This is a genomic window from Pararhodobacter zhoushanensis (genome assembly GCF_003990445.1).
GTDB classification, from domain to species: domain Bacteria; phylum Pseudomonadota; class Alphaproteobacteria; order Rhodobacterales; family Rhodobacteraceae; genus Pararhodobacter; species Pararhodobacter zhoushanensis.
In genome coordinates this window covers 326,108-352,775 of record NZ_REEZ01000004.1, presented here as the reverse complement: position 1 = coordinate 352,775, position 26,668 = coordinate 326,108, and the positions used below count along the sequence as shown (strand labels likewise).

Sequence of the window (26,668 nt, the reverse complement as noted above, 5' to 3'; positions counted from 1 at the left end):
AGGGAGGAAAACACATGACCACCGACGTTCTTAAAGTCACCCTGCTGGGCACCGGCATTCCCAACCCCAGCATCCACGCCTTTGGCACCTCAACCCTGATCGAGGCGGGCGACCAGCGCGTATTGCTCGACTGTGGCCGGGGTGCGGTGATCCGCATGTCGCAGCTGGGGATTCCGGTTGGCTATGTGGATACGGTGATCCTGTCGCATTACCACTCGGACCATTATTCAGGTCTGTTCGATCTTTTGATGTCAGGCACCATCCCGCAAGGCTGGGCCGGGCGCGGCAAGCCGCTGACGGTCTATGGCCCCGCCGGGATCGAGCATATCGCTGAGGGTGCGTGGATTGTCACCAAGCCCGACCGCGACATCCGGGTGAATGACAACGAGATCGACGCCGAACACATGCGGATCATCCCGCATCAGTACGAAGAAGGCGTGGTCTTTGACAAAGGCGGGCTGAAGATCATCGCGATTCTGGTGGATCACGGCGACAACATCCCCTCGGCCTACGGGTTCCGGGTCGAATACAAGGGCCGCGTCTTCGTCCATTCGCACGACACGCGGTATAATGAGAACCTGATCTCGCAGGCCCATGGCGCAGATGTGTTCGTGCACGAGGTCGCCGCCGCGCGCGCCTCGACGCTGGCGAATTATCCCAAGGTGAAGGTGGCGATTGACCACCACGCCTCGCCGTCCGAGGTGGGCCGCGTCTTTGCCCAGACCAAGCCGCGGCTGGCGATGCTCACCCATCTGGCGCTGCTGCCGCCCGATCCGCTGCCGATGGACGATCTGCTGGACCAGCTGGCCGCCGAATACGACGGCACCGTGCTGATCGCCGAGGATCTGATGACCATCCGCATCGGCCGCAACATCTCGATCGAGCCGTATCGTCACCCGGCCCGATAGCAACCACAGACCCGGCGCGCGAGGAGGTGCGCCGGGTCGTTTTCGTTCGACGGCACCGAAGACGGGCAACAGACCCGACCCCGCTGCCGATAACCATCAACGGGAGGACACCATGAAGACATTAGCCACAGTTGCAGCCTTTGGGCTGGGCGCTTTCGCCACCGGCGTCGCGGCGCAAGAGAACCTGACTGCGATGACCTCGACGCCCGGCGTCGCGGTCCATCTGACCGTCGCGCATCTGGCCGAGGTCGCCTCGCAACGCGGTATTGCCGATATTCAGATCACGCTGGGCCAGACTGGCGCAAACGCGACGCTGGCGGTCGCCGAAGGGCGCACCGATATCGGCATCTGTCCGTTCATCATTCCCTTCCTGATGTCGCGCGGGGTTGGCCCCTTCGCCGATCTGGGCGCCGAGCGCGGCGCGGAACTGGCAGGTTCGCTGCGCGTGCTCTACCCGTATTCCTTTGGCGCTTACGTGCTCTATGGCTACGAAACCGCCGGTGTGTCCGGCTGGGACGATCTGGCCGGCCGCCGCGTTCTGGACGGCCCGCCCCGGGGTGCCGCCACCAGCGAGGCCCGCTCGACCATTCAGGTGATGACCGGGCTTGAGGCCGGTGCCGGTTTCACCGCTGTTGAAAGCGACTGGTCGCAGATGGCCACCACCATCACCGAAGGCTCGGTCGATGTAGCCTTGCTGCCGGAATACATCCCCTCGGACCGCCCGCTTCAGGCGTTGTCGGCGGGGCGGATGAACTTCTATTCGATCCCGATCGCGCAGTTCGAGAGCGAGAGCATGCAACGCCTGCTGACCTCGCCCGGTTCGGCCCCGTTCGTCCTGACCGCCGAGCAGATGGCGGCGCTGGGTGAGAATGCGACCATCGTGTCCGAAGACGGCATGTTCCGCACCCGGGGTTCGGTCGGCGGCAACTGCGTGAATGAGTCGATGAGCGAAGAGCTGGCCTATCAGCTGACCCGCGCGCATATCGAAACGCTGAGCGATCTCTATGAAAAGGCGCTCTATGCCCGCAACATCGGGCTTGAAGATCTTGATCCGGTTGCGTCGGGCATGTGCGGGCTGAACCCGGTTCACTACCACCCCGGCGCGGTGCGGGCGTGGGAAGAAGCGGGTTACACCGTGCCCGAGTGCGCGCAGTAACACCAACCGGGCCCGCCAACCGGCGGGCCCCATCGCCCTGATGCGAGCGAGTTATGGAAACCGAACCCCCTGTCATCCGGCCCGCCTTGCGCCGGGTCGTTTATCTCATGGCCCTGCTGTTCGTGGTCGTCGGGATGATCAATTCGACCCCGTCCATACCGGGCTGGGACCAGTTCTGGCGTGATCTGACCGGCTGGGACAGCCTCGATGTGCGCCGGTTCCCGTATGAATATTACTACCCCATCGCCTTTGCGTGGATGATGATCATCGTTGCCATCTGGCATTCGGTCGCCCGCAAATGGAGCGAGGTCAGCCCCGCCAAGCGCCGCCTCGGGCTGGCGCTGGACGCGGCGCTGGTGGTGGCGGCTGTCGGCATCGCCGCGACCTATCTGATCGAGAACGAAGCCGTCTGCCTGATCGACGTGATCACCGGCGAACGCGCCGCGCTGATCGAGCGGACGCTGACCGCCGAGCGTGAGCTGGCGCAGATGATGGGCCTGCCCGCCCCCACCAGCATCGACAACCCGCGCTGCATGGCCACGACCGGCCCCTGGCTGACGCTGATCGTCGGCGGGGCGGTGGTGATCTTTCTGGCCTATAACACGCAGGTCTGGGGCTTTTCGCTGGTCATGGTCTCGATCGCGCTGGCCGTCTATGCCATCGCGACGGTGCTGATCTGGTACGCCTTCGGCTCGGACGGCATGAACCGCTACTTGATCACCGCGCTGGGGGGTGAGCCGCGAAGCCTGGCGGACGGGCGCTATCGGGTGCAGGATTTGCTGGTCAATCAGGGCTCGGGCCTGCTGGGTCAGTTCCTGCACATCATGCTTAACACCGTGTTCCCCTATATCGTTCTGGGGTCGCTGCTGTCGGTCTCGGCGGGCGGGCGCACGCTGATCAAGCTGGCAGTGGTGTCCACCCGCCGCCTGCGCGGTGGCTCGGCCCATGCGGCAATCGTCGCCTCGGCGCTGTTTGGCACCACCACCGGCACGCCGGTCGTGAACGTGCTGGGCACCGGCACGATCACCATTCCGATGATGGTCAAAAGCGGCTTTTCACGCACCTATTCAGCGGGGGTCGAGGCTGCGGCCTCGTCCGGCGGGCAGGTCATGCCGCCGATCATGGGCATCGCCGCCTTCATTCTGGCCGCGATGACTGGCGTGCCCTACCGCGACGTGGCGATTGCTGCGGCGATCCCGGCGGTGGCGTATTTCATCTGCATGTTCCTGTCGGTCATGTTCCAGTCGCGCAAGCAGGGCATCGACGCCGTGGGCGAAGTGCCGCCCGAGCTGCGCCTGACCCGCAATGACGGGCTGTTGCTGAGCCAGATCTTCCTGCCGCTGGCGATCATCATCGTGCTGCTGCTGGTGCCCAAGGACGCCATCGGCTGCGATCCGATCAGCCGGATGCTGGGCGCCGAGATCATCCAGACCGCCACCGGCTGCCGGGCCGAGAACCTGCCGTGGATCATGCAACTGATCCAGAACACGCTGGGCGATGCCGGTAGCGTCGGCTGGTGGGCGGCGGTGACGCTGATGGGGATGCTGTTCATCGAGCCCGCCTTCCGCAAGCGCCCGGCCAAGCTGCTGGATGCGCTGTCGGATGCCGGGATCACCTCGGCCGGGTTGTATCTGATGTTCCTTGCCGTCTCGGTGATCGACATCGCGCTGAACCTGACCGCGCTGCCCAGCTTTATCGCGCTGGATATTCTGGGCTGGCTCAGGGCGCTGAACATCGGGGACGGTGCGCCGCTGGCGTTTCAGTTCATCGCTTTGGGCGTGACGATGGTGCTGGCGATCCTGTTCGGCATGGGGATGCCGGCAGTTCCGGCCTATGTGAACGCGGCGCTGCTGATGGGACCGTTGCTGGTGGGGCTGGGACTGGCGCATTTCACCGCGCATATGTTCATCTTCTACTTCGCCTGCGTCAGCGCGATCACACCGCCTGTGGCCGTGGCGTCCTATGCCGCGTCGACCATCGCCAAATCGGACCCGGTGATGACCTCGTTCTCGGCGGTGCGGTCGGGGATCGTGATGTTCGTGATCCCCTTCGTCTTTGCCTTCAACCCTGAGATCCTGCTGGTGCAGGCGGCGGTGATCAGCCCCGACTTTGCCACCAGCGGCCAGCGGTTCCTGACCGGTTATGATGGCGCGTTCCACCTGCTGCCGCTGCTCTGGTTGCTGACACGGCTGGGCTTGACACTGTACCTGCTGGCCAGCGCGCTGGCGCGGTTCGACCAGACGCGCCTGCCCAAATGGGAGATCGCGGTGCGGCTGGCGCTGTCGCTGCTGGTGCTGTCGGGGGATCTGACGCTGCAACTGCCCGCCGTGGCGCTGAGCGTTGTCATTCTGGGCTGGCATCAGGTCAAGACGAGACGGACAAGGGCCATCGCGGTCTAAGCGCGGCGCGCACCACGGACATGGTGCGGCCCTCAACCTGTTTGACGCGGTCAGCCCCGATGCTGGCCGCGTCTTACGTTTGATAAGCGGGGATAGCGGGGCCAAGTGCCTGAGCGGCAACTGCGGGACGCGCCGTAACACCGGCGGCAAAGAAAAACCCCCGGCTTATGAGCCGGGGGTTTTCAGTGCTTACTTCTCAGGGATCAACCCGCGGGGCGCGAACCTGAGCACCAGAAGCAGGATGATACCCATCGTCATCAGGCGCATATGGGCCGCGCTCTCCAGCAGATGCGCGCGGATGGCGCTGTCGTCGGGCATGGTGTCGGTCAGCGTCTGGATCAGCCACAGGCCGATCGGCTCGACCTCGACCCACAGGAACCAGATCAGGAACCCGCCCAGCACCGCGCCCCAGTTGTTACCCGACCCGCCGACGATCACCATCACCCAGATCAGGAAGGTGAACCGCAGCGGCTGGTAGGTGCCCGGCGTGAACAGCCCGTCCAGCGTGGTCAGCATCGCCCCGGCAATACCGCAGACCGCCGAGCCCAGAATAAACACCTGCAGGTGGCGCTTGGTGACGTTCTTGCCCATCGCCCGCGCGGCGGTTTCGTTGTCGCGGATGGCGCGCATCATGCGGCCCCAGGGCGAGTTCCACGCCCGCTCGGACAGCCACATGATGATCGCCAGAACGACGACGAAGAGCAGCGCGTAGCACAGCTTGACGAACAGCGACGACGCCTCGACCGCGTCAAAGCCGAAGTATTGCGCCCAGGCGATGAACTCGGGGTTGGATTGCAGATTGACCTCGTAGGGCACCACCAGCGGGCGCGGCAGCCCGTTGACGTTGCGCACGCCGCGCGACAGCCAATCCTCGTTCTTGATGACCGCGATGATCGTCTCGGCGATGCCCAGCGTGGCGATGGCCAGATAGTCCGACCGCAGGCCCAGACTGACCTTGCCGATCACCCAGGCCGCTCCGGCGGCCAGCAGACCGCCGACCAGCCACGACAAGATCACCGGCATCCCGGCCCCGCCCAGATAGCCCGCAACGGCGGTGTTGGTGCCCTCGATGGCATCGACGGCCGGGTCCATCACCGCGCGGAAGGCGAAGAACCCGCCGACGATCACCACCAACAGAACGGCGGCACGCAGCCAGCCCTTTTGCATCCGGCGGTAAACCTGTACTGCCGCGATGATGGCCAGCACACCGACCGCAAGCCCGGCCAGCACACCGACGCCCCCTGCCGACCACGCATCACGCACCGGCGGCATCGAGGTGAGCACGACGCCCAGTCCCCCCAGCGCGACAAAGCCCATGGTGCCGACCGAGAACAGCCCGGCATAGCCCCACTGGATGTTGACCCCCAGCGCCATGATCGCCGAGATCAGGCACATGTTGACCAGTCCCATCGCCACCGACCAGCTTTGCAACCAGCCGACCAGCACCAACAGAACCGCCATGATCGCGAAATAAGAAGCGTGACGAATGGTCATACGGATTGCCCCTTGAAGAGCCCGGTCGGGCGGAACAGCAGCACCAGCACCAGAAGCACGAAGGACACCGCGAATTTATAGTCGGTCGACAGAAGCTGCATCAGTGAGTTTGGCTCCAGACTTTCCGGCAGCAGGTACTGGAAGAACTTGCGGAACGCATAGGTCACGCCGACCTCGGACAGCGCGATGACAAAGGCTCCGGCCAATGCGCCCAGCGGGTTCCCCAGGCCGCCCAGAATGGCGGCGGCGAACATCGGCAGCAGCAGCTGGAAATAGGTGAAGGGCTTGAAGCTCTTGTCCAGACCATAGAGCGTCCCGGCCACCGTCACCAACACCGCGACGACCAGCCATGTCACCGTCACCACCCGCTCGGGGTTGATGCCTGACAGCAGCGCCAGATCCTCGTTATCCGAGTAAGCACGCATGGATTTCCCGGTGCGTGTTCGGTTGAGGAACCAGAACAACGCCGCCACCACCAGCGCCGTAATCGCCACGGTGATCATCTGCGAATAGCGGATGCCCAGCCCCTCATCGAGGCCGGTATAGTTGCGGAACTCGCGCACGGTGAACAGGAAGCGCGCACCATCGGCAAAGTTCTGATCATTCGGACCGATGACAAAGCGCACCAGCCCGTTGACCACGAACATCACCCCCAGCGAGGCCATCACCACCACAATCGGCGCGGCGCGCACTTTTCGGTAAAAGCGATAGACAACGCGGTCGGTGCCCAGAAGCAGGATCGCGGTGCCGATGATGCCAATCGGCAGGGCCAGCAGCGCGGTGGGAAGCGGATCAATCGACACACCCGCCGATTGCAGCGCCCAGGTGACAAGGATCACCAGCATCGTGCCAAAGGCCATCACGTCGCCATGCGCGAAATGCGAAAAGCGCAGGATGCCGTAAATCAGCGTGATGCCCAGCGCGCCCAGCGCCAGTTGGCTGCCATACGAAATGGCGGGGATCAAAACGAAGTTGGCCAGCAAGACCAAAGCATTCAGGATTTCCATAAAGGAGCCTTTCCAGACAGCGGACCTGAGGTCATTGCGGCGAACAGTGCAGCCAGAGGACGGTTGTTTCCTCGAACGAGGCACCATTGGCCATGGACAGCGTGAGCAGGCCTCCGCCGTCGCCCGTCAGGCGCAGCTGATAAAAGCCGGTGCCCCGTTCCCAGGCGGCGATCTGCAGGGTGCCGTCATAAACAGGCTGAATGACTGTGCCGCCCATCTCGATTTCCAGCCCGCCACCGAGGAAAGCCAGACCAAAACCCTCTCCTCCGTCGGTGCAGGGCTGGTTCACGATACAGGTCATCAGGGCGTCGCAGGTGAAAGCATCGCGCTGACCTTCGGCAAGGGCAGGCGAGGCGGCGAGCAGAAGCGGAAGCAGAAAGCGCATCTCTACCCCCCCAGAAAGCTGCGGCGGACCTCGGGGTCGGCCAGCAGCGCCTGCCCGGTGTCGGTGAAGCGGTTCGCACCCTGTACCAGAACGTAGCCCTTATGCGCGATCTCCAGCGCCTGCCGGGCGTTTTGCTCGACCATCAGGATGGAAATCCCGGTGCGGGCGATCTCGATGATTCGGTCGAACAGCTCATCCATGACGATGGGCGACACGCCCGCTGTCGGCTCGTCCAGCATCAGGACAGACGGCTTGGTCATCAACGCACGGCCCACGGCAACCTGTTGGCGCTGACCACCGGACAGTTCGCCCGCCGCCTGATTGCGCTTGTCGCGCAGGATGGGGAACAGGTGGTAGATCTGCTCCATCGTCTCGCGGTAATCGTCACCGCGGATGAAGGCGCCCATCTCAAGGTTTTCCTGCACCGTCATCGACGGGAAGATGTTGCGCGTCTGGGGCACAAAGCCCATGCCCTTGGCCACGCGGTCCTGCGGCGACAGGCTGGTGATGTCTTCACCGTTCAGCCGCACCTGCCCCTTGCGCAGATTGAGCATGCCGAAGACCGCCTTCATCGCCGTCGATTTGCCCGCCCCGTTGGGGCCGACGATGACCGCGATCTGGCCCTTGTCCACGGCGATGGTGCAATCGTGCAGGATGTCTGCGGCACCATAGCCGCCGGTCATCGCATCGCCGATCAGCACGGCTTCGGGATCTGGTGTCACGGGATGTTCAGACATGACCGACCTCCGCCTTGACCTTGTTTTTAAGGCCGGTGCCCAGATAGGCCTCGATCACCTGCTCATTCGCCTTGATCTCATCCAGCGTGCCTTCGGCCAGCACCTTGCCCTCGGCCATGCAGATCACCGGGTTGCAGATGCGGCCGATGAAATCCATGTCGTGCTCGATGACGACAAAGGTATAGCCGCGCTCTTGATTCAGGCGGACGATGGCGTCGGCGATGGTGTTGAGCAGCGTCCGGTTCACGCCCGCGCCGACCTCGTCCAGAAAGACGATCTTGGCGTCGGTCATCATCGTACGGCCCAGCTCAAGCAGCTTTTTCTGCCCGCCCGAGATGTTGCCCGCCTTCTCATCCGCGATATGCGAAATGGTCAGGAACTCCAGCACCTCATCGGCACGGCGGCGGATTTCTTCATCCTCGCGCCGGACGGCACCGCGTTGGAACCACGCGGCGAACAGACCTTCGCCAGCCTGGCGCGGGGGAACCATCATCAGATTCTCGCGGACGGTCATCGAGCCGAATTCGTGGGCGATCTGGAACGTCCTGAGCAATCCCTTGTGGAACAACTCGTGCGGCTCCAGTCCGGTGATGTCCTGACCCGCCATGGACACCGTGCCCGAGGTCGGTTTGAGAACGCCGGCGATGACGTTGAAAAGCGTCGTCTTGCCCGCGCCGTTGGGTCCGATCAATCCGGTGATCGAGCCTTCGGCAATGGTGAGACTGGCGCCGTCGACGGCATGGAAGCCGCCAAAATGCTTGTGCAGGTCTTCGACCCGGATCATGCGCGTATCCTTGCAAAAAGACAGCCCGGAACCGTCAGTCCCGGGCTGCTTGTTGTCAGCCAAACTTCTGCATCAGCGGAAGCGCACGGTCTCGAACGCGCCGTTCTGGACTTCCAGCTCACGGTAGTTACCGGCGCTTTCTCCCGAACCGATCAGCTCGACCGCCGACGCACCGACGTAATCGACGTCACCGCCGGCCGCGATGATTTCCAGCGCGTGGGCCAGCTGACCCGGATAGATCTGCTCGCCGGGGGCGTTGGCGACGTCCATGACGTGGTCTTTGTAGTCAGCCGAAGCGGTCGAGTTGGCCGCAGCCATCGCCAGCAGCATCAGTGCAGCCGCGTCATAGGATTCCGGTGCGAACGCCGACGAGCCGTCGAAGCCCGCAGCGGTGGCCAGATCCTGGAACATGCCGGTGCCCGGATTGTCAGCGCCCGGCAGCTGGCCAAAGGTGCCTTCCAGCTCGTCGCCCATGGCTTCCAGCAGGCTGTCGCCGATCATGCCGTCAACCAGTTCGAACGTGTCGAACGCGCCCAGATCCAGCGACGAACGGATGATGCCGCGACCGCCCTGGTCAACGTAACCGGCAACCACCAGCACTTCACCACCGGCAGCCGACAGCGCACCGACTTCAGCCGAATAGTCGGCTTTGCCGTCTTCGTGCGAGGCAACCATCGTGACGGTGCCGCCCGCAGCGGTGAAGGCGGCCTGAATCGAATCAGCCAGACCCGCGCCGTAGTCATTGTTGGTATAGGTGATGGCAATGGTGCTGACGCCGCGATCGACCAGGATATCGGCCACAACCTGCCCCTGACGCGCATCCGACGGAGCGGTGCGGAAGAACAGGCCGTCATCTTCAGCCGTCGACAGCGCGGGCGAGGTGGCCGAGGGCGAGATCATCACAACGCCGTTCGGACGCGCGACGTTCTGCAGGATCGCGCCGGTGACGCCCGAGCAGTCAGCGCCGACGATGCCGACAACGCGGTCCGAGGTCACCAGACGCTCGGCCGTGGCAACAGCCAGACCCGAGTCGATGCACCCGTCATCGCCGCGTACCGTGGTGACCGTGCCCAGCGAGAACAGGCCCGAGGCGTTCACTTCCGCCACAGCCATTTCGGCGCTCTGCGCCATGGCCGGGGTGATGGATTCCAGCGGGCCGGTAAAGCCGAAGATGATGCCCAGCGGAACATCGTCAGCATACGCGGTGCCGGCAAAGCCGACGAGGGCGGTAGTGAGCAAGAGTTTCTTCATGTCGTATCCTTCCTGTGGATCAAGTATGTGGCCGTCCGGTTGCCGGCCTCGCGGGCCGGTTCCAGAGCCGTTGTTGTGCGGTCGCACTGCCCGGTGGGTCAGTACGCTCCGTGTCGCAAAGGCTGCGAGCAGAGGTCGTGGCTAGAGCTCCCCTTTTTCTGCGCGCCGTTGACCGGCCGTCTGTTCAGCGTTCCGCGACTCAGGTCAAAGTTTCATCAACCGGTCGCAGTGTTGCGCTAACGCCAACTTTACCGTTCGGCGCGCATTCGGCAACTGTCTTCCTGTTCCGGGATCACCGAACGCAGCAACTTGCCGGTTCGCGGGGTGGTTGACGTTGGGGAAAATCCTTGTCCGCGCGTGCATTCGGCCGCGCCCTTAAAGAGCCGACGGCCCGGATGCATTGAACTTGGGTCCGAATTGGCCGACAACCGGGCCAAACGCCAACCGGACGGATCCATGACCCTTCGCACCTATGCCATCGGCGACATCCACGGCCAGATCCACCTTTTGCATCAGGCCCATGACCTGATCGCCGCCGACCGCGCGCGGGTTGGCGATGCTGACTCGCCGGTCGTCCATGTCGGTGATCTGGTCGATCGTGGCCCGGATTCGCGCGGGGTGGTGGATCTGCTGCTCAAAGGGCAGTTGGCTGGCAAGCCCTGGGTCGTCCTCAAGGGCAACCATGACCGCATGTTCACACTGTTTCTCGACGGCAAACATGACCCGATCCTGCGGGCCGATCTGGATTATCTGAATCCGCGCATCGGGGGCGGCACGACGCTGCAAAGCTACGGCGCCACGCCCGACGCCAGCCCGGCCGAGGCCAGCGCCGCCGTCCCGCAGGGGCACCGCGCCTTCCTGAACGATCTGCCGGGCTATTGCCTGCGCGGCGATGTCCTTTTCGTGCATGCCGGCGTGCGCCCCGGCGTCGCGCTGGACGATCAGGTCGAGGATGATCTGAGCTGGATTCGCGGCCCGTTTCTTGAGTTCACCCAGCCGCACCCTTGGCTGGTGATCCACGGCCACACCAATATCGACGCCCCCACCCATTACGGCAACCGCGTGAATATCGACAGCGGCGCGGCCTATGGCGGGCCGCTGACCACCATCGTGGTTGAAGGCCGTGCTGTCTTTATGCTGACGCCTGAAGGCCGCGTGCCGCTTCGCGCGCCCGGCAACGCTTAACTCCCGCTTCACACCTGTCTGCTAGCGTTTGGCTTGGGTGACTGAAGGAATGATGGGATGAGCCGGCAAAACAACGCCGCGCCGATCATCGTCAAACGAAAGAAAATCGTGAAGGGCGGCGGCCACCATGGCGGCGCCTGGAAGGTGGCTTATGCGGACTTTGTGACCGCGATGATGGCGTTCTTTCTGATGATGTGGCTGCTGGGGGCAACAACCGAATCACAACGCCGCGGGCTGGCGGATTACTTCAATCCGTCGATACCGGTGCACCGGATCTCCTCTGGCGGCGAAGGCATGTTTGGCGGCACCGATGTGGAAACCCGCACGCAGGCCGCGCCTGCCCGGCCCGAAGACGAAGCAACCGAATCAGGCACCGACACGCGCGCCGAAACCGCCAGCTTTGAACAGCTTCAGGAACATCTGAACGGTCTGGGCGGCGAAAGCGCGCTCATGGATCAGGCGCTGCGCCACGTGGTGACCCGCGTCACCGACGAAGGGCTGGTGATTGAACTTTTCGATCTGCCGGGCGCGCCGCTGTTCATCACCGACACCGATGTGCCCGAGCCGGTTCTTGAGCAGATCATCATCGTCACGTCGCAGATTTTCTCTATGGTCGTCAATCGCTTGTCGATTGAAGGCCATACGCGCAGCTATACCGTGGTGCAGGCCAATGACCCGCGCTGGCACCTCTCGACCGCGCGGGCCGACCGGGTACGCCGCCTGCTGGGCGACGCTGGTTTCGACCCGGCGCGCCTGGCCCGCGTGACCGGCCACGCCGACCGTCGTCCGGCGGACCCGAACCCGATGTCGGTGCGCAACAACCGTCTGGAACTGATCCTTTTGCGGCAGCAATCGTGACGGTGGATCGGCGTTAGGCGCGCATTAACGCCCGTCGTGCAGTGTCGGATCAATCGCTCCGCACCAGCTCGAAAGGCCACTGCCATGTCTACCCTCTATTCATCGTTCAACGCCGGGATCGCCGGTCTGAACGCCAACTCGACCCGGCTCGCCGCAATCTCGGACAACATCTCCAATTCGGGGACGCAAGGCTACAAGCGCGTGGTCGCCTCGTTTCAGTCGATGGTCATCGGGGGCGCGCAGTCCGGGGCCTATATCGCCGGCGGCGTGCGCGCCTCGACGCTGCGCCTGATTGATCAGCATGGCGCGATCACCGGCAGTTCGAACGCGACCGATCTTGCGATCAGCGGGCGCGGCTTTCTGCCTGTCACGTCCAGCAATGCGGTCCTTGCGGGCGGCACGCTGCCCCTGATGATGACCACCACCGGATCCTTCCGCCCTGATGCCAATGGCGTCCTGACCAACCCCGCCGGGCTGGTCCTGCTAGGCTGGCCGGCTGAAGCCGATGGCTCCATCGGTGCCTACCCGCGCGACAACATCGGCGGGCTGGTCCCGGTCAATATCAACGCCAACCAGTTCGCGTCGGACCCGACCTCGCGCATCTCGGTCCGCGCCAACCTGCCCGCCACCGCCACCCGCTTTGATTCCGAAAGCGTCGGGCATGATGTCGGACTTGAATATTACACCGCTCTGGGCACCACCGAATCGCTGAATCTGCATTTCGAGCCGACGATTCCGGCCACCGGCAGCTCGAACGAATGGCTGGCGACGATCACCGACACCAACGACGGCTCGGTGATCGGCGAATACCGCATCACGTTTGACGACACACCGCCCAATGGCGGCCGCATCCTCAGCGTGACGCAGGATGTCGGCGCGGCGGGCGGGGCCTATGACGCGGTGACCGGTGAATTCACCGTAACGGTCGCCGGACAGGACATCGCCCTGAACATCGGCGCCGTCGCGGATGAGGACAGCCTCTCGCAAATGGCGAACGACTTCATTCCGGTTTCCATCGACCGCAATGGTGCGCCGGTTCAGGCGCTGGCCGGGGTGCAGGTTGATGCCAACGGGCTGGTCAAAGCCTATTACGACTCGGGCCTGATCCGCACCATCGCGCAGGTTCCGCTGATCGACGTGCCCAATCCCAACGGGCTGACGGCGCTGGACAGCCAGGCTTTCCGCGCCTCAGCCGAATCCGGCAGCCTGTTCCTGTGGGATGCGGGCGACGGCCCGACTGGCGAAATTCTCAGCTTCGCCCGGGAGGAAAGCGCAACCGACATCGCGGCGGAACTGACCGACATGATCCAGACCCAGCGCGCCTATTCGTCGAACGCCAAGGTCATCCAGACCGTGGACGAGATGTTGCAAGAAACCACAAATATCAAACGATAACCGGTGAAAGGGCGCCATCATGAGCATTGCCAGCGCACTCAACAACGCCACCTCGGGCCTGACGGCATCCGCGCGCGCCGTTCAGGTGGCCTCGGCCAACGTGGCCAACGCCCTGACCGACGGCTATGCCGCGCGCGAAATCAACTTGGTGTCCGCCTCTTTGGCGGGCACCGGCGGCGGCGTGCGGGTGGCTTCGATCACCCGCCGCGTCGATCCGGCCTTGCTGGGTCTCGTACGCGACTCGGGGGCATCGGCGCATGCTGGCACGCGCAGCAATGCATTCTGGCAGCGCGTGGAAAACGCCGTGGGTCTGCCCGGCAGCGGCCTGTCCGCCGCGCTTTCGGCCTTTGACACCGCGCTGATATCCGCCGCGGAACGCCCCGATCTGGACAGCCGGCTCGCCGCTGTGGCCGACAGCGCGGTCGCGCTGACCGGGCATCTGGGCCGGATTGAGGAAACGGTGCAACAACTCAGGGCTGATGCCGATTACGCCATCGCGCAGGATGTCCGCAGCCTGAACGAAGGTCTGGCGCGGATCGACACACTCAACGACCAGATCGTGCGCCTGCAATCCAGTGATCAATCCGTGGTTGGCCTGATGGACGAGCGTCAGGCCGTGATCTCGCACCTGTCCGAAATCGTGCCCTTGCGCGAATACCCGCGCGAGCATGGGCGCGTGATGCTCTATACGGCCTCGGGCCAGCTTTTGCTGGATTCCAAACCGGTCGAGTTCGGCTTTACCCGCACCCCCGCCGTCGACGCCAGCATGAGTGTCGGCAGTGGCCTGTCCGGGTTGACGCTGAATGGCAATCCGCTGAGCACCGCGCCCAGCGGGCCAATGGGCGGCGGCCGTCTGGCGGCGAATTTCGCAATCCGCGACACCGACGCGCCATCGGTGCAAACCCAGATCGACAGCTTTGCCGCCGATCTGATTGGCCGCTTTGCCGATCCCGCGACCGACCCCAGCCTGGGCGGCGCGCCGGGTGTCTTCACCGACGCCGGTGGTGCCTTGACCGCGACGCCGGGCCTCGCCGGGCGGATCGCGGTCAATACCGCGATCCTGCCCGATGCGGGCGGTGAGCTGTGGCGCATCCGCGACGGCATCGGGGCCGCCGCGCCCGGAAACATCGGCGATAGCACGCAGATCGGCCGACTGCTCGGCGCGTTGGACAGACAGATCGCCTCAGGCCCCGGCGCGCCCTTGCAGACAGCTTCTGCGACACTCGGCGGCCTGATGAGCTCCCTCTCCCGATCGCGCCAGAGCGCCGAAGATACGGCCACCACCGCGCAGACCCGCAATCAGGTCCTTAACGAAACCCTGTTGGCGCAGGGCGTCGATACCGATGAAGAAATGCAGCATCTTTTGCTGATCGAACAGGCCTATGCCGCCAACGCCCGCGTCATCCAGACGGCTGACGCGATGCTTCGCCATTTGCTGGAGATCTGACCCATGACATGGTTATCCATCGGCACCCTTGCCCTGCCCGCCACGCTGAAACGCCATGGCCTTGCCATGCGCGCCGAGGTCGCGCGCCTCGGGATCGAGCTGACGACGGGCGAGCGGGTCGCGCCGCAAAAGCAGCTGCGCGGTGATCTTGGCGCGCTCTCGGCGATCGAGGCCCGCACGACGCGCATCGCCGCCTATGCTGAGGCCGCCAAACAGGCGAGCGCCGCCACTGAAGCCGCACAAAAGGCGCTCGAGCGCGCCTCGACGATGGGCAGCGACACGGCCAGCCGGATGCTCGCCGTGTCCATCGAAGGCACCACGCCGGCGACCCTGCGCACCGCCGCAACCGCCGCGCGCGGCGCGCTTGAGGATCTGACCAGCACCCTGTCCCAGCGCATTGCCGGTCGCGCTCTGTTTTCGGGAACCGCCAGTGACATGGCCCCCCTGCCAAACGCCGAAACAGTTCTGGCGACACTGGCTCCCGCGCTGGTCGGGCTGACCTCGGCTCAGGATGTCGCGAACGCGATCAACACCGAGATCATCACCCCCGGCGGGCTGTTCGATACCGCCCTGTATCAAGGCGGGCCTGCTGCCTCGGGCGCCGCGATCGACCGCGATTCGACCGTTGCGCCGCTGCCCACCGCTGCCGATCCTTCGCTCCGGCAACTGCTGGCGGGGTTGGTCATGTCGGCGGTTGCGGGCGACGACACGCTGGCACTGACCGAAGGCCAGCGCCGGACGCTGGCGCGCACCGGGGCCGAGGCCCTGCTCGGCGCAGCCCCCGCCCTGGCTGAAACACAGGGCGCGGTCGGCACGTCGCAAGAACGGCTGGATCAGACCCTGACCCGCCTTTCGGGCGAGCGAGACGCCCTGTTGATCGCCCGCAGCGATCTGGTCGGCGCCGACCCGTATGAGGCCGTGACCCGGCTTGAAGAAGCGCAGGCGCGGCTTGAGACACTCTATGCCGTCACCGCGCGCACCTCTCGGCTGAATCTGACGGAGTATCTGTAATGCGCTATGGGCTCTGGCTGATCGGAGCGCTCGCATTCTTTGCCAGCGCGGCCACCGCGCAGGTGCGCCTCAAGGATCTTGTCGAATTCGACGGCGTGCGGGGCAATGATCTGATCGGCTACGGCCTTGTGGTGGGTCTGGACGGAACCGGCGACGGTATCCGCAATGCGCCCTTCACCGAGGATATCATGACCAATATCCTGGAGCGTCTGGGGGTCAATGTGACCGGCGAGCAGTTCCGTCCCCGCAACGTGGCCGCCGTTCTGGTCACCGCAACCCTGCCGCCCTTTGCCCGCACCGGATCACGGGTCGATGTAACGGTGTCGGCCATCGGCGACGCCGGCAGTCTGTTCGGGGGCACGCTGGTGATGACACCGCTGAACGGGGCCGACGGGCAGATTTACGCCGTGGCTCAGGGGTCGGTGATCGCAGGGGGCGTCGCGGCGCGCGGCGACGCAGCGCAGGTTGTTGAGGGGGTGCCGACGTCGGGCTCGATCCCCGGTGGCGCGCGGGTTGAGCGTGAGGTCGACTTCGCCCTGGCGTCCCTGCCCCGCGTCCGGCTGGCGCTGAGGCAAGCCGATTTCACCACCGCGCTCAGGATCGAACAGGTGATCAACGGCTATTTCGGCCGCGGCGTGGCGGCGATGCAGGATTCGGGCACCGTGGTGCTGGATGTCGCGTCGACCCGCGCTTCGTCGGCAGCGCATGCCCTCAGCCAGATCGAAAACCTTGTGGTCGCGCCGGGGACACGGGCGCGGGTGGTGATTGACCAGCGGTCGGGCACCATCGTCATGGGCGAAGACGTGCGCATCAGCCGGGTCGCCGTGGCGCAGGGCGGGTTGACCCTGCGGGTCGAGGAAACGCCACAAGCCGTCCAACCGAACCCGTTCAGCCCCGGCGAAACGGTCGTTGTGCCCCGCACGGATGCGACGATCACCCCGGCGCCCGGCGTCGGTCTTGCCGAAGTGCCGGGCGGCACTTCACTGGCGCAGGTGGTCGCGGGGCTGAATGCGCTGGGGGTCGGACCGCGCGACATGATCGACATTCTGAACACGATCAATGCCGCCGGGGCCCTGCACGCCGATCTGGTGGTGCGCTGAGCGCTATGGCTCAAGCGCGCCTTCGACGAAGCTGATCAGACGCGGCAAGCAGATCCGCTTGAGGTCATAGTTGTTCACGATATGCGCGCGCGCGGCGCGGCGCATATCGGTAAAATCCGAGGGGCTGGCAAGGCAGTCGATCAGTGTTTCGGCGATTTCGCGCGTGTCGAAGAAATCGACCAACAGACCGTTCACCCCGTCCTCGATCAGCTCTTCTACCGGGGCCGTGCGTGAACCGACGACCAGCGCACCCGCGCTCATCGCCTCAAGCATCGACCACGACAAAACGAACGGCACGGTCAGGTAGCAATGCGCCCGGGTGCATTGCATCAGGCCAGTAAAGGTGGCGTAGGGGACTTTGCCGGTGAAATGCACACGGGTCAGGTCGATGCGGTCGCGGACTTCGTCAAGGAAGATGTCCTTCCACGTCCGTCCGCCACCGGGGCGCGCGCCATAGCTGACGTCATCGCCACCGATGATCACCACCTGCGCGTTGGGACGCGCGCGCATCACCTCGGGTAGGGCACGCACGAAGGAATGATAGCCGCGATAGGGTTCGAGATTGCGGTTGATGAAAGTCAGCAGTTCATCGCCCGCCTGAAACGAAACGCCTGAGGGCAGCGTGACCCGCGCGGTCGGGTCAGGGAACAGCCGGTCGGTGTCGACGCCATCATGGATGATGGTGATCTTGTCGCGGAAGCAGGCGGGGAAGGTGTCGGCCTGAAATTCGGTCGGTGCCAGAGCCGCGTCGCATTGCGCCATCATCAGCGCCTGATGACCTTGCCGGGCGACAACCGAAAGCGCTTTGTCCTCATCCTTGGAGGCGAACTCAGGGTCAAAACCAACGTCCAGCCCGCGCGGGGCGTAGTACAGTTCCGCGTAGACGATCAGGCGGGCCTGCGGCCAGATCTCGCGCAGGAACAGCGTTTCGCCCCAGCCGCCGTGGCCAAAGATCACGTCGGGCACATAGCCGTGCTGATCGCGCAACACCCGTGCGGCGCGCGCGACACGGTAGGCGCGGTTGGTCATCTCGGTATAGGTGGTGCCCAGCTGGGAAATCTTGGAATCCGGTCGACCATCGGGCTTGCGGTAGCGATAGGTGGTGATGGTGGATTTGCGCGCATTGCTCTCATCGGTCAGGGCTACGACATCATGACCGCGTTCCATCAAAGCCGGTGCCAGATGCAGGAACTGGCCGGGGAAATTCTGATGGACGAAGAGAATTTTCACGCGTCCTCCACCGCCGAGCGACCGATGGTCTTTAGATCAAACGCCGCCGCCAGAAGCGCGCGGGTGTAGTCATGGGCGGGGGCGTCGAATACCTGGCTCGCAGGCCCGTATTCCAGCACATCGCCTTGTTTCAACACCATGATACTGTGTGACATCGCGCGCACAACGCGCAAATCGTGGCTGATGAACAGATAGGCCAGACCGTGTTTGCGCTGCAGGGCGCGCAGCAGTTCGACGATCTGCACCTGCACGGTCATGTCCAGCGCCGAGGTCGGCTCGTCCAGGATGACCAGCTTGGGCTGCAGGATCATCGCGCGGGCGATGGCGATGCGCTGGCGCTGGCCGCCTGAGAATTCGTGCGGATAGCGGTCCATCATCGCCGCGTCGAGCCCGACTTCCGCCATGATCGCCGCGACCGCTTCGCGTGCCGTGCCGCCAGTCGGGACGCCGTGAACGCCCAGTCCTTCGGCGATGATTTCCTCGACCGTCATGCGTGGGCTGAGGCTGCCGAACGGGTCCTGAAACACGATCTGCATCTCACGCCGCAGGTCGCGTAGGGCAGTGGCGTTCGAGCTGCCTTTGGCGTCAGGCGAGATGTCGCGGCCAAGGAAGACGATCTTGCCGGTCGAGCGGGTCAGCCGCGCGATGGCCAGCGCCAGCGTGGTCTTGCCCGAACCGCTTTCGCCGACGATCCCCAGCGTTTCCCCGGCGCGCAGGGACAGGGACGCGTCGTTCACCGCTTTGATATGGCCGACGGTGCGCCGCAAAAAGCCGCGCGTGATGGGGAACCAGACGCGCAGCCCTTCGGTGCGCAGGATCTCGGGCGAATCGGGGGCGACGGGATCCGGCGCGCCGGTCGGCTCGGCCTCAAGCAATTTGCGGGTGTAGGGATGCTGGGGCGCGGTGAAGACCTGCTCGGTCGGGCCCTGCTCGACGATCTCGCCGTTCTGCATGACGCAGACCCGGTCAGCGACGCGGCGCACGATGTTCAGATCATGCGTGATAAACAGCATCGACATGCGTTCCGAGCGTTTCAGCCCGGCCAGCAGCTCAAGGATCTGCGCCTGAATGGTGACGTCCAGCGCAGTCGTCGGCTCATCGGCCACCAGCAGCTTGGGGCCGTTGGCCAGCGCCATGGCGATCATCACCCGTTGACGCTGCCCGCCGGACAGCTGGTGCGGATAGGATTTCAGCCGCGTTTCGGCGTCGCGGATACCGACCTTTTCCAGCAGCTCCAACGCGCGGGCGCGGGCCTTTTCGCCGCTGAGGCCTTGGTGGAGCGAGAGTGATTCCTCGATCTGCCGCTCAACCGTGTGCAGCGGGTTGAGCGAGGTCATCGGCTCTTGGAAGATGAAGCTGATATCGTTGCCGCGCACGCGCCGCAGTTCGGACACCGGCGCGCCGACCATCTCGGCCCCCTCGAAGGTGATCGAGCCGGTGACCTGTGCCGCGTCCGACATCAGGCCAACTGTACTGAGCGCCGTGACCGATTTGCCCGAGCCGCTCTCGCCGACCAGCGCGACGGTCTCGCCCTCGGCGATCTCGAAGGACACGCCTTTGACGGCCTGTGTGACCGTGCCGCCCTGCGAAAAGGCGACGCCCAGATTGGTGACGCGCAGCAGGGTCATCGGAAGGTCTTTCGCGGGTCAAAGGCATCACGGATGCCCTCGAAGATGAACACCAGCAGGCTGAGCATAACGGCAAAGGTAAAGAAGGCGGTGAAGCCCAGCCAGGGCGCTTGCAGGTTCTGCTTGGCTTGCAGCGTCAGGTTGCCCAGCGAGGGCGCGCTGGCAGGCAGACCGAAGCCAAGGAAATCGAGCGTCGCCAGCGCCGCGATGGCGCCGGTGATGATGAAGGGCAGCATGGTGACCGTGGCGACCATCGCGTTGGGCAGCACGTGGCGGAACATGATGCGGGCGTTCGACACGCCCAAGGCACGGGCGGCGCGGACGTATTCGAAATTGCGCGCGCGCAGGAACTCGGCACGCACCACGCCCACCAAAGCGGTCCATGAGAAGAGGACCATCAAAAACACCAGCAGCCAGAAATTCATCGGGATGATCGCGGCGACGATGATGATCACATAAAGCGACGGGACCGAGCCCCACAGCTCGATCAGACGTTGCGCGATCAGGTCGGTAAGGCCACCGAAGAAGCCCTGAACCGCGCCCGCGGTGATGCCGACCAAAGACGAAATCGCCACGACGACAAAGGCAAAGCTGACAGACAGGCGGAAACCATAGATCACCCGCGCCAGCACGTCGCGGGCCGAGCCGTCGGTGCCCAGCCAGTGAATGTCATCGGGGGCCGAGGGGGCCGGGCCGCCCAGATTGTTGATCGTGTCATACGAGAACGGGATCGGCGGCCAGAGCAGCCAGCCGGGTGTGACCGCCTCACCCTCGACAGCGCCGGTGGCGGCCGCCTGGGCGCGCGCATCATCGGGGTCATCCAGACACCATTCGATGCCGCCGGTTTCGATCAGGCATTGCACCTCGTCTGTGCGGTAATCGGCCTGCGTGCGGAACTCGCCGCCATAGGCGGTCTCGGGGTAGAAACGGGCAATGGGGAACTGGATTTCGCCGCGATAGCTGACGACGATGGGGACATCATTGGCCAGCACCTCGGCGAACAGGGTGATGCCGTAGAGCACCAGAAACACCCACAGTGACCAATAGGCCCGGCGGTTGGCGCGGAAGTTGTTCCAGCGGCGGCGGTTCAGCGGAGAAATGTGCATCAACTCAGCTCTCCCGCGTCTCAAAGTCGATGCGGGGGTCGATCCACACATACATCAGGTCCGACACGATACCGATGACCAGCCCGACCAGCGTGAAGATAAAGAGCGTGCCAAAAATCACCGGGTAGTCGCGGGCAAGGGCGGCCTCGAAGAACAGCTTGCCCAGACCGTCGAGCGAAAACACCGTCTCGATGATCAGCGAACCGCCAAAGAACGCGCCGATGAACACCGCCGGGAACCCGGCAATGACGATCAGCATCGCGTTGCGGAAGACGTGGCCGTAGAGCACCTTGCGTTCGACCAGCCCCTTGGCGCGGGCGGTCATCACGTATTGCTTGCGCAGTTCGTCCAGAAAACTGTTCTTGGTCAGCAGCGTCAGCGTGGCAAAGCTGGAGATGGTCAGCGCCAGCGTCGGCAGGATCATGTGATGCGCGTAATCGACGATCTTCTCGCCCCAGGACATGGCATTCCACAGCTCGGCCTCGGAATGCAGCCCGCGCGAGGGGAACCATTGCCAGTATGAGCCACCCGCAAAGAGCACCAGCAGCAGGATCGCGAACAGGAACCCGGGGATCGCATAGCCGATGATGATCGCGCCCGAGGTCCAGGTATCGAAGGGCGTGCCATCCTTGACCGCTTTGCGGATGCCCAGCGGGATCGACACGATATAGGCGATCAGCGTGGACCACAGGCCAAGCGATATGGACACGGGCATTCGCTCGATCACCAGATCGATCACCGATTTCGAGGTGAAGTAACTGGTGCCAAAATCGAAGCGGATATAGTTCCACATCATCCGCAAGAAGCGTTCCAGCGGCGGCTTGTCAAAACCGAACTCGCGTTCCAGCTGTTCGATAAAGGCCGGGGGCAGCCCGCGTGCGCCGATATAGCGCTCGTCGCCCCCACCGCCGCGCGTGACATCGTCACCCGCGCCGGTAAAGCCGCGCGTCGCGTCGCCCTGGCCCTGCATCTGCGCAATGACCTGTTCGATCGGGCCACCGGGCACGAATTGCACCAGGGTAAAGTTGATGATCATCACGCCGATGAGCGTGGGAATCACCAACAGCAGCCGTCTAAGGATATAGGCGCCCATAGCCTGTGCTTATCTTCTTTCTGTTCCGTTTACCGCAAGGCGCCAGCGGCCCGCAGCTCGGCGGCGCGGTCGGTGTCATACCACCACCAGTCCATCACACCCGCCGAAAACTGCGGGATTTCAGCAGGGTGGCGGTAAACGTCCCAATAGGCGAACCACTGGTTTGCACTGTACCACAGCGGTACCATAAAGCGCTCGTGGCGCAGCACCCGGTCCAGCGCGCGCAGCGCTGTATCGCGGTCTTCGGGCGATTCCGCCATCAGCGAGGCGTCGATCACCGCGTCGACCAGCGGGCTGGCCAGACCGGCGGGGTTGAACAGCGAATAGGCCGCCGCTTCGGACCCATAGCGCTGGTGCAAGCCGGTGCCGGTGTCCAGAAACGCGACATAGGCGTCCAGGATCATGTCGTAATCGCGGTCCCGCTGGCGTTGGGTGTATTGCGCGGGGTCGATGCGCTGGCCGACGGCGTTGATGCCCATGGCCTGCAGGTTGTCGAGAAAGCTCTCGATGATGGCCTCGCCCGTGGCCGAGCCCGAGGTGGAGTAAGGGAATTCGATGGTCAGCGTCTCACCCGCCGCATTGCGACGGATGCCGTCATCGCCGACCTCCCATCCGGCGTCTGCCAGCAGACGGCTGGCGCGGCGCAGGTTGCGGCGGTCGATCAGCTGATCGGCGGACGAGGTATGCGCCAACACGGCGGGCTCGGTCAGCAGCTCGGGCGGCACCAGATCGCCAAGGCTTTCCAACAATGCCAGCTCGGCCCCTTCGGGAACGCCGGTCGCTTCCAGCCGCGTGCCCTGACTGAAGGAATAGAGCTGGCTCATCAGCCCGTATTGCAGCTGCTGGTTGGTCCATTCGAAATTATAGGCCAGCGTGATCGCTTCGCGCACACGAACGTCCTGCAGGGCTGGCCGGCCCAGATTGAAGACGAAGCCAGTCGGCGTGGGCGGGTTGCCGTCAGGGATCTCTTCGCGCACGACCCAGCCATTGTTGACCGCCGGGAAGTCGTAGCCGGTCGCCCATTGGCGCGAGTTGCCTTCGGAGCGGAAGGTGTATTCGCCGGTCTTGAACGCCTCGAACGCCGCTGCATCATCCGAGAAATACTCGACCCGCACGCGGTCGAAATTATAGCGGCCCTGATTGATCGGCAGATCCCAGCCCCAGTAATCGGGGTTGCGGCGATAGGTGATGCGGCGATTGACCTCGAAACTGTCGAGCATGTAGGGCCCGGAACCCGGCGAGATTTCCATCCGCGGCTCGTCCAGCCGTGCGCCGGTCTCTTCGTACCAACGCTGCGAAAAGACCGACTGGTAGCCGACCTGATCAATCAGCGTCCGGCGCGAGATGCCCGGCGCGAAATCAAAGCGCACGGTGTAATCGTCAAGCGCCACGGCGCTGATCACCCGGCGGCGCACAGCCTCGGCATAGGACGGCAGGCCTTGTTCGAGAATCAGATCATGGCTGAACACCACGTCATGCGCCGTCAGCGGGGTGCCATCGGAAAACCGTGCCTCGGGACGCAGGTGAAAGATCACCCATTCCTTGGATTCAGGATATTCGAGGCTTTCACACAGCAGGCAGTAGTATTCGCCATCCACATCCGCAGGCGCGGCGTCACCGAAGGGCGCGCCGATCAGCAGCAGGCTTTCATAGATCGACGCGCTATAGCGCCCGGCACGGCCCCGGCGTGAGTACGGGTTCATCGAGTCGAAGGTGCCCGACGCATATTCCGAGATTTCGCCACCGACGGGCGCATCGGGGTTCACATAGCTGAAATGCGAGAAATCCTGCGGATAGCTCAGATCGCCGTAATAGGAATAGCCATGCGCCAGAACCATGCCATCCTGGCCGCGCGCCTCGCCTGCGACGATCAACCCTGCCAGAGCCAGCGTGAGGCCCCCGGCAAGGGCGCGAAACGCGGCGGCGGTGTCGCGCGTTGCGGCGCGGGCGGTGGCGGGTCTGATCATGCGGCTCTCCTGCTTGGGGCTGACCTTCTGCGGGTCAAATGCGTTTCCCCAGCTAAAGCCAGCCCACCGGGTGGTTGCAAGTGGCGATTGCGTGAGCAGCGCGGGGAATTGGCCAGTTGGGCCTCTTGCCGGGGTGTTACGCAGCAAAAAGGGCCGCGCGCAAAGGCGGCGGCCCTTTTGGATCGGTCAGAAGGACGCGATCAGGCGCCCTGCGACTCGAGGTATTTGATCAGGTTCAGGCGGTCGGTGACATCCCGGATACCGCGGAACGACATCCGCGTGCCGGGTGCAGCCGCGCTAGGATCGGTCAGGAAGTGGTTCAGGTTCTCAACACTCCAGGTATCACCCACAGCCAGCAGCGCGCCCGAGTAGTTGAAGCCGTCGACCGCATCGATCGGACGACCGACGACACCATGCAGCGACGGACCGGTGCCGTTGCGGCCAACTTCCAGCGAGTGGCACGAGCGGCAGTTGCGCCACAGGTTCTCACCGGCAGCAGCATCGGCGTCGGCATACAGCGCCATCACGTCAATCGGGGCCGCATCTTCGGCGGGCGCAGCAGGTTCGCTGCCTTCTTCGACGGGCAGAGGATAGACCGCATGGGCATGGGCGGCATCATGGCTGGGCATATAGATCGTCTCGGCCGCCCATTTGCCGAAGAGGAAAATCAGCAGCGCCGCGCAAAGCGCGCCAACCGTTTTGGTGATAACCATGGTATCGAACATGTCGCATCCCGTGCCAGAGCATAAGTCGGGTTCTTCTACCCGCTTCCCCTCGGCGATTTCAAGCGATAGTTACCGCGACGAATTGACCGCACGGCAGTGTTTTCGCGAGCAGGGGACGGCATGATCAAACGCATCGCATTTCAGGGCGAATTGGGCGCCTATTCGCACGAGGCCTGCGCGGCCTCACGTCCCGACTTCGAAGCGCTGCCCTGCCGGACGTTTGACGAGGTAATCGACGCCGTGCGCGAAGGGCGGGCCGAACTGGCGATGCTCCCGGTTGAGAACTCCACCTATGGTCGCGTCGCCGACATTCACCGGCTGTTGCCGGAAAGCGGCCTGCACATCGTTGACGAGGCCTTCGTGCGTGTCCGCATCGCGCTGATGGGGCTGGCGGGCACCAAGCTGGAGGACGTCACCGACGTTCGCGCCCATATGGTCTTGATTCCACAAGCGCGCGGCTTTTTGCAAAACCACGGCATCCGCGCCGAGGCTGCCGCCGACAGCGCCGGAGCCGCCGCCGAACTGGCCAAACACCGCACACCCGGCCATGGCGTGCTGGCCAGCGAGATGGCCGCGCAGATCTACGGGCTTGAAGTGCTGGCGACCGACATCGAGGACAACCACCACAACACCACCCGCTTTCTGGTCATGTCGCCCAAACCTGACATGACCCGGCGCGGCACGCATGGCATGGTGACGACCTTCGTGTTTCAGGTGCGCAACATCCCGGCGGCGCTGTACAAGGCGATGGGCGGGTTCGCGACCAACAGCGTGAACATGACCAAGCTGGAAAGCTATATGGTTGATGGCTCGTTCACCGCGACGCAATTTTATGCCGACATCGAGGGGCATCCCGACGACGCCAACGTGAAACTGGCGCTGGACGAGCTGTCCTATTTCACCACACGGCTGCATATTCTGGGCACCTACCCGGCGTCTGACGCACGCGGCTGAGCGGACGCGCCGTCACGGCACGGGGCGGCTTTGCTTCCTTGCAACTGCGGTCTAGGCTCGCCTCGAAAAACGGGAGGACGATCATGAACCTGCATCACAAGGGCCGCCACGCGCTGGTCACCGGCGGCGGCACCGGCATCGGGCTGGCCATCGCACAAATGCTGGCCGCTCAGGGCGCCCAGGTCACCATCACCGGCCGTCGCGGTGACGTGCTGGCGGCAGCGGCCGAGGCAACACCGGGTCTGTATCCGCTGGTCATGGACGTTTCTGATGAGGCGAGCGTGGTGCAGGGCTGCGCCGACGCCATCGCCGCACGCGGGCCGATCACCATTTGCGTGGCCAATGCGGGCATCGCCGAGGGGAAATCCATGGCCAAGATGGACATGGCTTTCTGGCGCACAATGATGGCGATCAATCTGGATGGCGCCTATCTGACCGTTCGTGAATGTCTGGGCGGCATGCTGTCCGAGGGCTATGGCCGCACGCTGTTCATCTCGTCCATTGCCGGGATCAAGGGACTTAAGGGCGCGCCTGCCTATACCGCTTCCAAGCACGGCATGATCGGCCTGATGCGCGGTCTGAGCGAGGAATATCTGGGCATGGACATCACCTTCAACGCGCTCTGCCCGGGCTATACCGACACCGATATCGTTACCCGCAACACCGAATCCATCTCGGCCCGCGCCGGGATCGACACCGATCAGGCGCGTCAGATGATGGTAAAAACCAACCGCCACAAGCGTCTGGTCACCGCTGACGAGGTCGCCGCCGCCGCGCAATGGCTCTGCGGCCCGGGGTCGAGCAGCGTCAACGGTCAGACCATCGAAATCGCTGGCGGGCAGATGTAA

Annotated in this window: 23 protein-coding genes; 11 read left to right on the top strand and 12 right to left on the bottom strand. The window is 64.2% G+C overall.

Annotated features, from left to right (window positions below; all coding sequences use genetic code 11):
- Positions 1–14 precede the first annotated feature (14 nt).
- From EAE28_RS12475 to EAE28_RS12465, 3 genes are all read left to right on the top strand, one after another.
- Positions 15–908: an MBL fold metallo-hydrolase gene (locus tag EAE28_RS12475; protein WP_127106679.1), complete on the top strand. Its 894-nt coding sequence runs from the start codon at positions 15–17 to the stop codon at positions 906–908.
- Positions 909–1,020: 112 nt separating this feature from the next.
- Positions 1,021–2,064, top strand: coding sequence for a TAXI family TRAP transporter solute-binding subunit (locus tag EAE28_RS12470; protein ID WP_127106677.1), 1,044 nt, complete (start codon positions 1,021–1,023; stop codon positions 2,062–2,064).
- 53 nt (positions 2,065–2,117) lie between these two features.
- Entirely contained in the window at positions 2,118–4,463 is a 2,346-nt protein-coding gene (locus tag EAE28_RS12465; RefSeq protein WP_127106675.1) for a TRAP transporter permease, read from the top strand.
- A 189-nt stretch (positions 4,464–4,652) separates the two neighbouring features.
- Here the strand turns inward: EAE28_RS12465 and EAE28_RS12460 are convergent, their stop codons facing one another.
- The 6 genes from EAE28_RS12460 to EAE28_RS12435 form a co-directional block, all read right to left on the bottom strand.
- Positions 4,653–5,957, bottom strand: coding sequence for a branched-chain amino acid ABC transporter permease (locus EAE28_RS12460; RefSeq protein ID WP_127106673.1), 1,305 nt, complete (start codon positions 5,955–5,957; stop codon positions 4,653–4,655).
- The gene (locus EAE28_RS12455; protein WP_127106671.1) at positions 5,954–6,964 is read right to left on the bottom strand and encodes a branched-chain amino acid ABC transporter permease; all 1,011 of its coding nucleotides are present in this window, start codon (positions 6,962–6,964) and stop codon (positions 5,954–5,956) included. The genes EAE28_RS12460 and EAE28_RS12455 overlap by 4 nt, the downstream gene beginning before the upstream one ends.
- 31 nt (positions 6,965–6,995) lie before the next feature.
- Positions 6,996–7,349 carry a hypothetical protein gene (locus tag EAE28_RS12450; RefSeq protein ID WP_127106669.1) on the bottom strand — a complete coding sequence of 118 codons (354 nt, stop codon included), beginning with the start codon at positions 7,347–7,349 and terminating at the stop codon, positions 6,996–6,998.
- Between the two features lie 2 nt (positions 7,350–7,351).
- A complete protein-coding gene (locus EAE28_RS12445; protein ID WP_127106667.1) occupies positions 7,352–8,086 on the bottom strand; it encodes an ABC transporter ATP-binding protein in 735 nt (244 codons plus the stop codon).
- On the bottom strand, positions 8,079–8,870 hold the full coding sequence (locus EAE28_RS12440) for an ABC transporter ATP-binding protein (protein WP_127106665.1): 792 nt from the start codon (positions 8,868–8,870) through the stop codon (positions 8,079–8,081). The genes EAE28_RS12445 and EAE28_RS12440 overlap by 8 nt, the downstream gene beginning before the upstream one ends.
- A 72-nt stretch (positions 8,871–8,942) precedes the next feature.
- A complete protein-coding gene (locus tag EAE28_RS12435) occupies positions 8,943–10,121 on the bottom strand; it encodes an ABC transporter substrate-binding protein (RefSeq protein WP_127106663.1) in 1,179 nt (392 codons plus the stop codon).
- 456 nt (positions 10,122–10,577) lie between these two features.
- Between EAE28_RS12435 and EAE28_RS12430 the strand changes: the two genes are divergently transcribed.
- From EAE28_RS12430 to EAE28_RS12405, 6 genes are all read left to right on the top strand, one after another.
- Positions 10,578–11,306, top strand: coding sequence for a metallophosphoesterase family protein (locus EAE28_RS12430; RefSeq protein WP_127106661.1), 729 nt, complete (start codon positions 10,578–10,580; stop codon positions 11,304–11,306).
- Between the two features lie 57 nt (positions 11,307–11,363).
- Complete coding sequence (locus EAE28_RS12425) at positions 11,364–12,164, top strand: flagellar motor protein MotB (RefSeq protein ID WP_127106660.1); 801 nt, start codon at positions 11,364–11,366, stop codon at positions 12,162–12,164.
- Between the two features lie 84 nt (positions 12,165–12,248).
- Complete coding sequence (locus EAE28_RS12420; protein WP_127106658.1) at positions 12,249–13,559, top strand: flagellar hook protein FlgE; 1,311 nt, start codon at positions 12,249–12,251, stop codon at positions 13,557–13,559.
- A gap of 19 nt (positions 13,560–13,578) precedes the next feature.
- Complete coding sequence (gene flgK / locus EAE28_RS12415) at positions 13,579–15,006, top strand: flagellar hook-associated protein FlgK (protein WP_127106656.1); 1,428 nt, start codon at positions 13,579–13,581, stop codon at positions 15,004–15,006.
- A 3-nt stretch (positions 15,007–15,009) separates the two neighbouring features.
- Positions 15,010–16,017 carry a flagellin gene (locus tag EAE28_RS12410; RefSeq protein WP_127106654.1) on the top strand — a complete coding sequence of 336 codons (1,008 nt, stop codon included), beginning with the start codon at positions 15,010–15,012 and terminating at the stop codon, positions 16,015–16,017.
- Entirely contained in the window at positions 16,017–17,117 is a 1,101-nt protein-coding gene (locus tag EAE28_RS12405; protein WP_127106652.1) for a flagellar basal body P-ring protein FlgI, read from the top strand. Before EAE28_RS12410 ends, EAE28_RS12405 begins: the two co-directional genes overlap by 1 nt.
- 3 nt (positions 17,118–17,120) lie before the next feature.
- On the opposite strand, the gene EAE28_RS12400 is transcribed toward EAE28_RS12405, so the two are convergent.
- The 6 genes from EAE28_RS12400 to EAE28_RS12375 form a co-directional block, all read right to left on the bottom strand.
- Positions 17,121–18,347, bottom strand: coding sequence for a glycosyltransferase (locus EAE28_RS12400; protein WP_127106650.1), 1,227 nt, complete (start codon positions 18,345–18,347; stop codon positions 17,121–17,123).
- Positions 18,344–19,975, bottom strand: coding sequence for an ABC transporter ATP-binding protein (locus tag EAE28_RS12395; RefSeq protein ID WP_127106648.1), 1,632 nt, complete (start codon positions 19,973–19,975; stop codon positions 18,344–18,346). Before EAE28_RS12395 ends, EAE28_RS12400 begins: the two co-directional genes overlap by 4 nt.
- Positions 19,972–21,081 (bottom strand): ABC transporter permease, encoded by a 1,110-nt coding sequence (locus EAE28_RS12390; protein ID WP_127106646.1) that lies wholly within the window; start codon positions 21,079–21,081, stop codon positions 19,972–19,974. Before EAE28_RS12390 ends, EAE28_RS12395 begins: the two co-directional genes overlap by 4 nt.
- 4 nt (positions 21,082–21,085) lie before the next feature.
- On the bottom strand, positions 21,086–22,174 hold the full coding sequence (locus EAE28_RS12385) for a microcin C ABC transporter permease YejB (RefSeq protein WP_127106644.1): 1,089 nt from the start codon (positions 22,172–22,174) through the stop codon (positions 21,086–21,088).
- A gap of 29 nt (positions 22,175–22,203) precedes the next feature.
- Positions 22,204–24,141 carry an extracellular solute-binding protein gene (locus tag EAE28_RS12380; protein ID WP_127106642.1) on the bottom strand — a complete coding sequence of 646 codons (1,938 nt, stop codon included), beginning with the start codon at positions 24,139–24,141 and terminating at the stop codon, positions 22,204–22,206.
- A gap of 200 nt (positions 24,142–24,341) precedes the next feature.
- The gene (locus EAE28_RS12375) at positions 24,342–24,866 is read right to left on the bottom strand and encodes a c-type cytochrome (protein ID WP_127106640.1); all 525 of its coding nucleotides are present in this window, start codon (positions 24,864–24,866) and stop codon (positions 24,342–24,344) included.
- 120 nt (positions 24,867–24,986) lie between these two features.
- On the opposite strand from EAE28_RS12375, the gene EAE28_RS12370 reads away from it, so the two are divergent.
- Positions 24,987–25,820: a prephenate dehydratase gene (locus EAE28_RS12370; RefSeq protein WP_127106638.1), complete on the top strand. Its 834-nt coding sequence runs from the start codon at positions 24,987–24,989 to the stop codon at positions 25,818–25,820.
- 83 nt (positions 25,821–25,903) lie between these two features.
- The gene (locus tag EAE28_RS12365; RefSeq protein WP_127106636.1) at positions 25,904–26,668 is read left to right on the top strand and encodes an SDR family NAD(P)-dependent oxidoreductase; all 765 of its coding nucleotides are present in this window, start codon (positions 25,904–25,906) and stop codon (positions 26,666–26,668) included.